Origin of the sequence: Pseudomonas sp. AF03-9, assembly GCF_020515815.1 — a bacterium.
In the GTDB taxonomy this organism is placed as follows: domain Bacteria; phylum Pseudomonadota; class Gammaproteobacteria; order Pseudomonadales; family Pseudomonadaceae; genus Aquipseudomonas.
Genome location: NZ_JAHPJF010000040.1, coordinates 1 through 11,608, shown reverse-complemented (window position 1 = coordinate 11,608; position 11,608 = coordinate 1). Strand labels below are relative to the sequence as shown.

Below are 11,608 nucleotides of genomic sequence, written 5' to 3'. Positions count from 1 at the left end.
GCTTGCTCGCGAATGCGGTGAATCAGTCTGCATATTCAGTGACTGACACACTGCTTTCGCGAGCAAGCCCGCTCCCACACAAGCCCGCTCTCATATTTAGAACTGTGTTGGCTCAGACATCCGTGGTTTGCTCTGTTGAGTACATCCACCGCAACAACGAATGTCGTCCACTGATCCCCAGCTTGATCGACGCGCGCTTGAGGTAGCTCTCAATCGTGTTGACCTTCAACGCCAACTGCTCGGCCAACTCCGGTGCGGTACGCCCGGCCAGCAGGCCAACGCACACTTCCAGTTCACGTTTGGACAGGGTCAGCCCCGATTGCACCAGGCGCTCTTCGATGCGTCGGCGCAGGGTTTCGAGGCCTTGGTTTTGCGGCGCCGTCCCATCGTTGTCCAGGCGGCACGGCTGGATCGCGGCGATGTGCTTTTCCACCATGGGCAGCAGCAGGGTGGAAAAGTCCTGCAGCATGCTGCGCTCCTGGGCGGAGAAGTTGGCCGACTGGTGCGAGCGGTACACCGAGAGCACGTAGCGCACGTCGTCCTTGTGACGGGTGAGGTGCAGTTGCGCGGCCGGTTGTTCTTCGCCCATGGTCGCCACCGAATCGGTGTAGACCGGGCTGATGGTGCGATGGGTGTGGCCGTCGGAGCTCGCTCGCAATTGGCTGATATGGGTGGCGTCCACTGCCAGTTGGGTGAGGATCAGGTCATGCAGCATGCGTGGGAAATGGCGACTGCCGGTGCTGGCGATGACCTTGCCTATATGTGGGAACAGGTGTGAGTTCATCTGCTTCGTCCATGAGTTTCGAGTGCAGGTATTCAGCCATGACGCGGCGGGAATCAACGAATGCTAGTGCGAATACCCCACAGTGAGAGCGTTTCCCGCCGAGACGTATGCTAGTACAGCCTGGCGCCGGGAAGGGGATCCAATCCGGATTAATCCAGATTAAAACCGCATAACGGTAGTCGGACCCTTCCGACCACCGTTAAGGAAACGAGCTACGGTTTATTTCAGCGCATGCTCAACCGTTGCCGTATGACGCGGCGCAGCCCGCGTGCATTTGGCCAGGGCCTGCTGCACATCCGCCAGTAGGTCGGCGATGTCTTCCAGGCCCACCGATAAACGCACCAGACCTTCGCTGATGCCGTGGTGTGCACGCTGTTCCGGGGTGTAGGTGGAATGGGTCATGCTGGCCGGGTGTTGGGCCAGTGATTCGGCGTCGCCCAGGCTGACCGCACGGGTGAACAGCTTGAGTGCATTCATGAAGCGCCGACCGCTGTCGATGCCGCCCTTGAGTTCGAAGGCGATCATGCCGCCGGACAGTTTCATCTGGCGCTGCGCCAACTCGTACTGTGGGAAGGATCGCAACCCTGGGTAAGTCACCCACTGCACGGCCGGGTGGGCGTCCAGGGCTTCGGCGACGGCCTGGGCGTTGGCGCAATGACGGTCCATGCGCAGGGCCAGGGTCTTGAGGCCGCGCATCAGCAGCGCCGCATCCTGCGGTGACATCACTGCGCCGGTCAGGTCCTTGAGCCCTTGCAAGCGGATGCGTTGCGCCAGGGCGAGGCTGCTTACGGCGATACCGGCGGTGATGTCGCCGTGCCCGCTGAGGTACTTGGTGGCCGAATGCACCACCACATCCGCGCCCAGTTCCAGCGGCCTTTGCAGATAGGGCGTGCAGTAGGTGTTATCGACCACCACGGTGATATTCGGTTGCGTATGGGCGAGGGCGGCCACGGCGGCGATGTCCACCAGTTGCAGGGTGGGGTTGGCCGGGGTTTCGCAATAAATCATGCGCGTGGCGGGGGTGATTGCGGCGCGCACGGCGGCGAGATCGGTGAGGTCGACATGGCGCACCTTGATGCCGAATTCGCCGATGCCGTGGTGCAACAGCGCAAAGGTGCAACCGTACAGAGTCTGGCTGACGAGCACTTCATCGCCGGGGCGCAGTAGGGTCCAGAACGTGGCGGCAATCGCGCCCATGCCGGAACTGAACGCCACGGCGGCCTCGCCGTTTTCCAGGGTGGCCATGCGCGCTTCGAGCAACGCCAGTGTGGGGTTGGAAATGCGCGTATAGAAGTGGCCGTTGGCTTCACCGGCAAAACACGCAGCCCCGTATTCGGCGGTAGGAAAGGCGAAGGTGGCGGACAGATAGATCGGCGGCACGAGCGCGCCGTGGTGGTCCTTGGGGTCATAACCGTGGTGGATGGCGCGGGTCGAAAAGCCGAATGCATTGTGTTTATTGTTCATGTCGGGCGCTCCTTATTTCCTACAATGCTATGCTCATAACCGCAGATGAACGTTGCAAAGTTTGCTGCCAAAACGCCGCCTCAAGGCATGAAAAACCGATAAAAATAAGGAATAGGGGCACATTATGCCTGTGAGTCTGGATCGCACCGACAAAGCCCTGTTAAACGCGCTGCAAGGTAACGCCCGCCTCACCGTGGCCGAGTTGGCCGAGCGTGTTTCCCTGACCACTTCGCCGTGCTGGCGGCGGGTGCGCAACCTGGAGGAGAGCGGGGTGATCAGCGGCTACCAGGCGATCCTCTCGCCCAAAGCGCTGGGCTATGGGGTGACGGCGTTCGTGAGCATCATGATGGAGAGCCATACCCAGGAAATCGCCCGTGCATTCGAGCAGCGGCTGCTGGCGATCCCGGAGATCGTCGCGTGTCATAACGTCTCGGGGCGCTATGACTTTTTGCTGGAAGTGGTGGCCAAGGACCTTGAGTCGTTTGGCGAATTTGCACGGGAAGTGTTGCAGACGCTGCCGTGTGTCAAAGAGATCTATTCGAGCTTTTCCTACAAATCGGTGCGGCCGTTGCGGGTGATTCCCTTGCCCCAATAACGCACATACCAACCCCGTATCGAGGCGATAGGGCGGGGCAGCTTAAGCTAATTCTAAAAAGTTATTTATTGAGGTTTTTTAAGATCATTTAGATTGGTTGCTCCCACCATAGACGTTCATGGAGTGAGCCGCCGATGTCCCAGCTTCAGTCAATCACCGCCTTGCCGTTGCTCGACTTGTCGCAGCTCGACGCAGGCCCGCAGCAGCGTCAGCAGTTCCTCGATGAGCTGCGGTTTGCAGCGCGGCATATCGGTTTTTTCTACCTCACCGGCCATGGCATCGACGCGGCGCTGCTGGCCGAGGTGCAGCAGCAGGCGCGGGCATTTTTTGCCTTGCCCGAGGCCGACAAACTCGCCGTCGGCATGCTCAACTCGCCACATTTTCGCGGCTACAACCGTGCCGCCTCGGAGATCACCCGTGGCCAGCCGGACCTGCGCGAACAGTTCGATGTCGGTGCCGAGCGCGAGCCCTTGAGCGTGGCGCAACACCCGGCCGCTTGGGCCCGGCTGCAAGGCCCCAATCAATGGCCGGCGGCGTTGCCTGAGCTCAAACCACTGGTGCTCGGCTGGCAGCAGGCGATGACCCAGATGGCCTTGCGCCTGTTGCGTGCCTTCGCCCAGGCCCTGTCCCTGCCGGAAAACGCCTTTGACGCGCTGTACGGCGACAAACCCAACGAACACATCAAGCTGATCCGCTACCCCGGCCGCCATGCACAGCAAAGTCGCCAAGGCGTCGGCGCGCACAAAGACTCGGGGTTCCTCAGCTTCCTGCTGCAAGACCAGCAAGCCGGCTTGCAGGTGGAAGTGGAAGAGGGCCGTTGGATCGACGCGTCGCCGCGCCCCGACACCCTGGTGGTGAACATCGGCGAATTGCTCGAACTGGCAAGCAACGGCTACCTGCGTGCCACCGTGCACCGGGTGGTCTCGCCGCCGCTGGGCAGCGAGCGTTTGTCCCTGGCGTTTTTCCTCGGCGCGCAACTGGACGCGGTGGTGCCGGTGTACCAGTTGGCGCCCGAACTGCTGCGCGACGCCCATGGCCCCGAAAGCGACCCGCGTAACCCGTTGCTGCGCGACGTCGGTTGGAACTACCTCAAAGGCCGCCTGCGCTCGCACCCCGACGTCGCCCAACGTTTTTATACCGATGCCACGCTGCCCCAAGCACTGTCCGCCTGATCAGGAGATCACCCCATGTTGAAAAAAACCGCGCTTTCCCTGGCAGTGTTGCTCGCTTCATTCAGCGTGTCGGCCGCCGATGCCTTGCGTGTTGCCGCCGACCCGATTCCCCATGCGCAGATCCTCGAATATGTGCAGAAACTCGACCCGGGCCTGAACCTCAAGATCATCGAGATTCCCAGCGGCGTGAACTCCAACGAGCTGCTCGCCCACGGTGATGTGGACGCCAATTACTTCCAGCACTTGCCGTACCTCAATTCCCAGGAGCAGGCGCTCGGCCAGAAATTCAGCGTCGCGGCCACTGTGCATATCGAGCCGTTGGGCATTTATTCGCGGCGTCACAACAGCTTCGCTCAAGTGCCGGACAAGGGCACCGTCGCCGTGCCGAACAACGTCACCAACCTCAGCCGCGCGCTGTACCTGCTGCAAGCCAATGGCCTGATCAAGCTCAAACCGGGTTTCAACGATGCGGCCAAGGACCAGGCCACGCCGAAAGACATCGCCGAGAACCCCAAGCACCTGAAGATCCTGGAGATCGAATCACCGCAAATCCCCCGTGCGCTGGACGATGTGGACCTGGCGGTGATCAACGGCAACTTCGCCCTTGAAGCCGGCCTGGAACCGGCCAAGGACGCGCTGGGCCTGGAAGCGGCCAAGGGCAACCCCTACGCCAACATCCTGGTGACTACGCCGAAACTGGCCAAAGACCCGCGCATCGAGCAGTTGGCCAAGGACTTGCGTTCGCCCCAGGTGGCCAAGTTCATTACCGAGAAATACGCCGGTTCGGTGATCCCGGTGGCGGCCGAATGATCGTTGTCGACGGCGTCAGCAAAACCTACGCCGACGGCCAGCCGGCGGCGCTGGATAACGTGTCGTTGCAGATTGCCGACGGTTCGATCTTCGGTATCGTCGGGCGCAGCGGCGCGGGCAAGAGTACCTTGCTGCGTTGCCTGAACCTGCTGGAACGGCCGAGCGCCGGGCGCATCCTGATGGATGGCCAGGACCTCACCCAACTCACGGGCAAGGCGCTGCGTGCGCAACGCCAGCGCATCGGCATGATCTTCCAGGGCTTCAACCTGCTGCATTCGCGCAACGTCGCGGATAACGTCGCGGTGCCGCTGGAGATCGGCAATGTGCCCAAGCCCGAGCGCGCGGCGCGGGTCGCCGAGTTGTTGGCGTTGGTGGGTTTGAGCGACAAGGCCCAGGCGTTTCCTTCGCAGCTCTCCGGCGGGCAGAAACAGCGCGTCGGCATTGCCCGCGCATTGGCGGCGCGCCCGGCGTATCTGTTGTCGGACGAGGCCACCAGCGCCCTGGACCCGGAAACCACCGCATCGATCCTTGAGTTGCTGCGTGACATCAATCGGCAACTTGGCGTGACCATCGTGCTCATTACCCATGAGCTGGAGGTGGTCAAGGCGATCTGCGACAGCGCGGTGTCCCTGGCCGATGGCCGCGTCGTGGAAAGCGGCACGCTGCTGCAACTGCAGGCCGACCCCGCGTCGCGCCTTGGTCGTTCGCTGGCGCCGAGCCTGCAAGTGGCGAGGGCGGTATGAAGACCGATTGGAATGACATCCTGCAATTGCTGCTCAATGCCACCGGCGAAACCCTGTACATGGTGCTATTGGCCGGGTTGTTTACCTTGTTGATCGGCCTGCCCCTGGGCGTATTGCTGTTTATCAGCCGTCGCGATGGCCTGCTGCCGTTGCCGCGCCTCAATCGTGCGCTGGGCGCGGTGATCAACCTCGGGCGCTCGTTGCCGTTCGTGGTGATGCTGATTGCGTTGATCCCGCTGACACGGCTGATCGTCGGCACGACCTTGGGCAGCACGGCGGCGGTGGTGCCTATCACTATTGGGGCCTTTCCGTTTTTTGCACGCATCGTCGAAACCGCGTTGGACGAAGTGGACAAGGGCCGCATCGAAGCCATCGTGGCCATGGGGGGTGACATCCGCCATGTGATTTTCAAGGTGTTATTGCCCGAAGCCTTGCCGGCGCTGGTGGCCGGCGTGACGTTGACCCTGGTGATGCTGATCGGTTTTTCGTCGATGGCCGGGGTGATCGGCGGCGGCGGGCTGGGGGACTTGGCGATTCGCTACGGTTATCAGCGCTTCAACAACCAGATCATGGTGGTCACGGTGGTTGTGCTGGTGCTGCTGGTGCAGGGCGTGCAAAGCCTGGGGGACCGCTGCGTGCGCTCACTGGCCCATCGTCGCTGAGCCGTCACTGATGCGCCGGTGAAGCCTTGAGCAGCAAGGCCTCGAATACCTGCTGCGCCTGGGGTTCATCGCTGTGGGCCACGTTGAAGCGCATCGAGTCGCGGCGCGTGGGGTCGTAACCGAACAAGGTGCCTGGCGCCAGCACCATGCCCTGTTTCAACGCGTCCTGGGCCAGCAGTTCGCCGTTGACGCCCGGTGGCAGGTGCGCCCAGATAAACATCCCGCCTTCATACGGCGTCGGCAGTTCGCAACCGCAGCGCTTGAGCCATTGCTCGACCCGCGCACCGGCCTCGATCAAGCGTTGTTGCATGCGCTTGCGATGCTTGGCGTAACTGCCTTCGCTGAGCATGCGGTACACCACCTGCTCGAACAGTTCGGACGTTACGCCGCCGCTCATCAACTTCATATTGGTCAGGTTGGCCGCCAGTTGCGGCGCCGCCACCACATAGCTGACGCGCGTGTTGGCGCTGAGGATCTTGGAAAACCCCGACAGGTAGGTGACCTGCTCCAGCCCGGCCAGTGCGGCCAGGCGCGGTGGCGGGTTGGGATGCAGGTCGCCGTAGAGATCATCCTCGACGATATGGCAGTGGTACTGCCGGGTCAGTTGCAACAGCCGGAACGCCTGGCTCGGGCTGAAGGAGTGGCCGGTGGGGTTGTGCAGCACGCTGGTGGTCAGGTACAGGCTGGGGCGGTGTTCGGCCAGCAGCTGTTCGAGGGCGCTGAAGTCGAAGCCGTCGGGGCGCCGTTCGATTGTCAGCACCTTGACCCCATGCAGGGCCAGGTTGGCGTGGAAGTTGAAGTAGCACGGCGCGTCCAGCAGCACCGTGTCGCCAGGGCGTGCGAGCAGGCGCATGAGCATGTCCAGGCCTTGCACAGTGTTGGGCGTGGTGATGATTTGCTCCACCGGCACCGACACGCCTTCACCGTGGAGCTTTTGCTGCAAGGCCTGGCGCAACGGTAACAGCCCGGCCGGGGTGCCCATCCCGGCGATGCGCAACGCCGGTGCACGCACCACGCTGCGCAGGGTCTGGCGGATGGCCTCGGTGTCCAGCCAGGCTTCTGGCAAGTGGCCGCCGCCGGGGCGCAGTTCGCCATAGACCGTAGCCAGGGGACGGCGCAGCACGCTGAGCAGGTCCTGGGGCAGCAACTCGACCCAGGTCGACGAGGCGGGGCGGGTGCTGTCCACCGCGACGAAATAGCCACGGCCTTGACGGGAGGTCAGCAGGTTGCGTCCGCGCAGGCGATCGAGCGCTTCATTGAGGGTGAACTTGCTGACGCCCAGGGTCTGGCTCAGCTCGCGCACCGACGGCAACGGGCTGCCCGGTGCCCATTCACCGTTCGCGATAGCCTGGCTGAACGTCTCGACGATCTGTTGCACTTTGGGCGTGCCCGGCACAAAAGCGATGGCGGATACCAACATGCAGCTTCCTTATCTTTGCTGGTGATTTTACCGGTAAAGTCCGGGCGGATTAGGCCTGACTTTACCTGCCCTGCGCAACGCCGCTTGCCTAGACTGCAAGCCTTCTCCTCCAGGGCTGACCGCCATGACCAGCGCATTGACGCTTTCTTCGTTTGTCTATTTCCTGCTGTTTTGCGCGACCCTGACCTTCAGTCCCGGCCCCATGACCCTGCTGCTGTTGAGCCTGGGCCTGCGCGACGGCCTGCGCCGATCACTCCCGGCGCAGCTTGGCGCCAGCGTGTCGTACCTGATTTCGATCCTGATCTTTGCCGTGGGCTTTTCGGAACTGATCAAGGGCAACGTGGCGATTACCCAGGGCATCCAGTTGGTCGGCGTGGCCTATATCCTGTACCTGGCGTACAAACAGTGGACCAGCAGTGGCGTGTCGCTGGATAAGGCCGGCGCCGTGGAAGGTGCCCGCAGTCTGTTCGGCAAGGGCCTGCTGACCGGGTTTTCCAACCCCAAGGCGATCATCATGTTCAGCGCCGTATTCCCACAGTTTGCCGGGGCAGGGGAGCACAGTTCGGCGTCGGACATCGCCATCCTCGGGCTGACCTTCCTGTTGCTGCAATTTGCCAGTGGCTGCCTGTATTGCTACTTCGGGCAGCGCATCAAGCATGTCCTCGAAAACCCCAAGCGGCGTGTGTTGCTGCAACGGGTCACCGCCGTGGTGCTGCTGGGCGTCGCATTGATGCTGGCGCGGGGCTTTTCCCACTGAGTGCGGCGAGTTTATAAGGGGTAGTGGCGATTTGCCGTTACCCTGTTAGACTCCGAGCAATACCTCAGGATTGCACCTCACCATGGCAGCCGTCGGAGGAAAGGGACTTCCGCTCGCTTCGCGCTTGTATAAATCCCGCACCCTGGGGCTGACGCTCGGCTTTGTGTGCGTGGCGTTTGCGATGTACCCCCTGGACCCGCACCCGTGGGTATGGGCGCTGATGCTGGTAAACGCCTTCGTCTGGCCGCACCTGGCGTTTCTGCTCTCGCGACGTGCCGAGCATGCCCTGGGCAGCGAACGCCGCAACTTGCTTATCGACTCCTTTTGCGGCGGGTTCTGGGTCGGTGCCATGCATTTCAACCCGCTGCCAGCGGTGACCAGCCTGTCAATGATGACCATGAACAATGTCGCCATCGGCGGCGCACGCTTCATGCTGGCTGGCTGGGCCGCCCAAGGCCTCGGCATCGGCACAGCGCTGCTGCTATTCACCCCGGCGTTCATCGGCGTGACGACCCAGGCCCAACTCTACGCCTGCTTGCCGCTGCTGATGCTCTACCCCATGGCACTGGGCTGGATCTGCTACCGCCAGGCCGCCACCCTGGCCCGGCACAAACGCGAACTGCTGGCCCTGAGCCGTACCGACAGCCTGTCCGGTCTGCTCAACCACGGCGCCTGGAAAGACCAGCTGGAAATCGAATTCCAACGCTGCCGCCGCAACCAGACCGGCGGCGCCATTGCGCTGATCGACATCGACCACTTCAAGACCATCAACGACACCTACGGCCACGTTACCGGCGACATCGTCCTGCGCCAACTGAGCAAAGTCCTGCGCCAGAACCTGCGCGCCACTGACCTGGCGGGGCGCTACGGCGGCGACGAATTCTGCGTGATCCTGCCAGGCATGCCCCTCAACCTTGCGACGGAAGTGATGGACGCCTTGCGTGATCGGTTCAACGCGCTGGCCTATGCGCAGGACCCGACATTGCGGGCCAGCTTGAGCATTGGCTTGGCGCCGTACCAATCGACGCACGCGGATTCAATCAGTTGGCTGAGTGATGCTGACCTGGCGTTGTACGAAGCCAAGAGCAGCGGGCGTAATCGCGTCAGCTCAGTACAAGTAAGTTGGTTGCGGTCCCTGTAGTGAGCGAGCTTGCTCGCGCCAGGCTGCGAAGCAGCCCCAACAAGCACGACCCGGACCTGATTGAAAAACGCGTTGCCTGGGGTGGGGCCGCTGCGCGGCCCGGCGCGAGCAAGCTCGCTCACTACAGGGTTTGGTGGTTTTACCAGGTTGATGGGTCTTCTTTGCTGGCTTTTTGGAGGTCATCTTTCCAGACTTTGTTGGCGAGTCGGTAGATGTCGGCGAAGAAGCCTCGGGGGTCGGCTATTTCGGTTTCGTCCCAGGCCATTGTTTCGTACTTGTCGTGATCGCTTTCGAATTCTTTGGCGAAGTCAAAATTTGGATCATTCAGTGCATCCCTGAGTGCGGACATCAATACAAATCGGTGCCTGTAAGAGAGGTACATAAGGTCGCGAAGCACAAAGGAAATTATTATTTTTTCTCTGTCTTCTTCATTGTTTGGGTCGTACTTCCATAGCTCCCTGCCGATTGTATTTTCAAGGTCGTATATCGATAAGGCTCCTAAAACGTGGGAGATATTTGGGATGTAAGGCGCATCCATAAATGGGCACTTCAGCATTGCATCCTCACTTCGGAAAAGCTGTAAATGGTCGGGTTTGGTTGTTTCTATCAAATCGGATCTCTGCTTTGTCCATATTTTCCACGTACGTTGGGTTGTTTATATTTCTATTGTTAGGTTTGTAGCCTCTTCCTGCACCAGGTAGTTCGACCACTACCACGGGGTTACCGCGCGCATCAAAACCTGTTGGTGATATTGAGCCATCCTTCATTCTTCCCATTGCCTTGTTTATAGCGTGAAGCTGCATTTTCCAAGTTTTAAATTGTGAGCTTGAGCTGATCCGTTCGAGTTCGCCAGTGGTTGGGTTTGTACCGTCGATAGAACGTTGTCTCAATGCGTGATCTGGTATGTCTGGACTATGTTTTTCTGCTGTGTGCATGTTGTAATTCGTCTCAAATTTCAGAACTCTTTTCTTTGCATTTTTTTCTGTTAGTTCATCTATTTTCGCCCGTCGCTCAGTTCGCGTCAGCTGAGGTAAAGCGGGCTCACCTTCATTAACGTTAGGCTTGGGAGCGGCAACGGAAGCATTGGGCTTACAGTTGTCACCAGGGCAATTGCTCAACCCTAACGGATCCACCCACCCCGTAGGATTGGGCACATACCGATACCCATTGATCCCACCCGCCAGCTTCACCGGGTCCGGCGTCAGATAACGCCCAATATCCGGATTGTAGTAGCGATGCCGGTTGTAGTGCAGCCCGCTTTCCGCGTCGAAATATTGGCCCTGGAAACGCAGCGGATTATCGATTATTCCCACATCGAGACGGGCTATTTCACCGTAGGCACGGTAGTGCGCAGACCAGACGATTTCGCCATCGGGGTTTGTCAGTTCCTGGGGGGTTCCAAGGTGATCCAGTTGGTAGTGGTAGGGTTTGGTGTCGTTGGGACCGAAGCCTTCCAGCGGTGCCAGCGGGCGAAAGCTGTCCGGTTCGTAGAGGTAGCTGCGATGCCGTTCCGCGTGGTGTTCGGCGATCAGTTTGTCGCCTTGCCAGAAGAACTCCGTTGTCATGCCTTCAACGGTTTTGCTGATGCGCCGGCCAAAGGGGTCGTAGCGGTAGCTGGCGCTTGGCCCGTTGGCGGTGATGACGCTGATTAACCGATGCTGACAGTCGTAGCGGTACTCGGTGACAAGCTGCTGACCCTTGCCGCGACGCTCACGGATCAGGTTGCCGGCCGGCTCGTGTACGAAACGTTCCTGGCGGTCCTGGGAATGGTCGGCTCGGGTGAGGCGATTGAGAGGGTCGTAGCTGTAGTGATGTTCGCCTTTGCAGGTGTCGAGAACGCGGTTCAGGTTGCCGGATTTGTCGTAGTCGTACTGCCGCCGGTAGAGGTGGTTTTGCTGTTGGGTGACAGTGTGGGCATGCAGCCGTTGCTGATCCGCCAGTACCGCATGCCCACCTACGTCAATGATTACCACGGCTACCTGATCGAGGCCGCTGCCGGGTTACTGGACAACGCCAGCCCGGAAGAGCGTATTCGCCTGGAGGCGGAGGAAGAGACGGGG

12 protein-coding genes and 1 pseudogene are annotated in these 11,608 nt (G+C 60.7%); 8 read left to right on the top strand and 5 right to left on the bottom strand.

Annotated features, from left to right (window positions below; genetic code table 11):
- Positions 1–112 precede the first annotated feature (112 nt).
- Both LIY36_RS27375 and LIY36_RS27370 read right to left on the bottom strand, forming a co-directional pair.
- Positions 113–784: a helix-turn-helix transcriptional regulator gene (locus LIY36_RS27375; protein WP_226457825.1), complete on the bottom strand. Its 672-nt coding sequence runs from the start codon at positions 782–784 to the stop codon at positions 113–115.
- Positions 785–1,003: 219 nt separating this feature from the next.
- Positions 1,004–2,248 carry a methionine gamma-lyase gene (locus LIY36_RS27370; protein ID WP_192301144.1) on the bottom strand — a complete coding sequence of 415 codons (1,245 nt, stop codon included), beginning with the start codon at positions 2,246–2,248 and terminating at the stop codon, positions 1,004–1,006.
- A 124-nt stretch (positions 2,249–2,372) separates the two neighbouring features.
- Between LIY36_RS27370 and LIY36_RS27365 the strand changes: the two genes are divergently transcribed.
- The 5 genes from LIY36_RS27365 (at position 2,373) to LIY36_RS27345 (ending at position 6,230) form a co-directional block, all read left to right on the top strand.
- A complete protein-coding gene (locus tag LIY36_RS27365) occupies positions 2,373–2,843 on the top strand; it encodes an Lrp/AsnC family transcriptional regulator (protein WP_192301145.1) in 471 nt (156 codons plus the stop codon).
- Positions 2,844–2,977: 134 nt separating this feature from the next.
- Positions 2,978–4,015, top strand: coding sequence for an isopenicillin N synthase family dioxygenase (locus LIY36_RS27360; RefSeq protein ID WP_226457824.1), 1,038 nt, complete (start codon positions 2,978–2,980; stop codon positions 4,013–4,015).
- Positions 4,016–4,030: 15 nt separating this feature from the next.
- On the top strand, positions 4,031–4,825 hold the full coding sequence (locus LIY36_RS27355; RefSeq protein ID WP_192301147.1) for a MetQ/NlpA family ABC transporter substrate-binding protein: 795 nt from the start codon (positions 4,031–4,033) through the stop codon (positions 4,823–4,825).
- Positions 4,822–5,568 (top strand): methionine ABC transporter ATP-binding protein, encoded by a 747-nt coding sequence (locus tag LIY36_RS27350; RefSeq protein ID WP_226457823.1) that lies wholly within the window; start codon positions 4,822–4,824, stop codon positions 5,566–5,568. The genes LIY36_RS27355 and LIY36_RS27350 overlap by 4 nt, the downstream gene beginning before the upstream one ends.
- Positions 5,565–6,230 carry a methionine ABC transporter permease gene (locus LIY36_RS27345; RefSeq protein WP_226457822.1) on the top strand — a complete coding sequence of 222 codons (666 nt, stop codon included), beginning with the start codon at positions 5,565–5,567 and terminating at the stop codon, positions 6,228–6,230. Before LIY36_RS27350 ends, LIY36_RS27345 begins: the two co-directional genes overlap by 4 nt.
- 4 nt (positions 6,231–6,234) lie before the next feature.
- Here the strand turns inward: LIY36_RS27345 and LIY36_RS27340 are convergent, their stop codons facing one another.
- Positions 6,235–7,650 carry an aminotransferase-like domain-containing protein gene (locus LIY36_RS27340; RefSeq protein WP_226457821.1) on the bottom strand — a complete coding sequence of 472 codons (1,416 nt, stop codon included), beginning with the start codon at positions 7,648–7,650 and terminating at the stop codon, positions 6,235–6,237.
- 124 nt (positions 7,651–7,774) lie between these two features.
- Between LIY36_RS27340 and LIY36_RS27335 the strand changes: the two genes are divergently transcribed.
- Positions 7,775–8,407: a LysE family translocator gene (locus LIY36_RS27335; RefSeq protein ID WP_192301151.1), complete on the top strand. Its 633-nt coding sequence runs from the start codon at positions 7,775–7,777 to the stop codon at positions 8,405–8,407.
- Positions 8,408–8,489: 82 nt separating this feature from the next.
- Complete coding sequence (locus tag LIY36_RS27330) at positions 8,490–9,548, top strand: diguanylate cyclase (RefSeq protein ID WP_226457820.1); 1,059 nt, start codon at positions 8,490–8,492, stop codon at positions 9,546–9,548.
- 139 nt (positions 9,549–9,687) lie between these two features.
- Here LIY36_RS27330 and LIY36_RS27325 read toward each other — a convergent pair whose 3' ends face one another.
- Positions 9,688–10,086: a hypothetical protein gene (locus LIY36_RS27325; protein ID WP_329959635.1), complete on the bottom strand. Its 399-nt coding sequence runs from the start codon at positions 10,084–10,086 to the stop codon at positions 9,688–9,690.
- A gap of 25 nt (positions 10,087–10,111) precedes the next feature.
- Positions 10,112–11,521: an RHS repeat domain-containing protein gene (locus LIY36_RS27320; protein WP_329959634.1), complete on the bottom strand. Its 1,410-nt coding sequence runs from the start codon at positions 11,519–11,521 to the stop codon at positions 10,112–10,114.
- Here LIY36_RS27320 and LIY36_RS27315 point away from each other — a divergent pair.
- Positions 11,474–11,608: pseudogene (locus tag LIY36_RS27315) on the top strand (GDP-mannose pyrophosphatase); the annotation flags it as partial. The gene LIY36_RS27320 and the pseudogene LIY36_RS27315 sit on opposite strands and share 48 nt — an antisense overlap.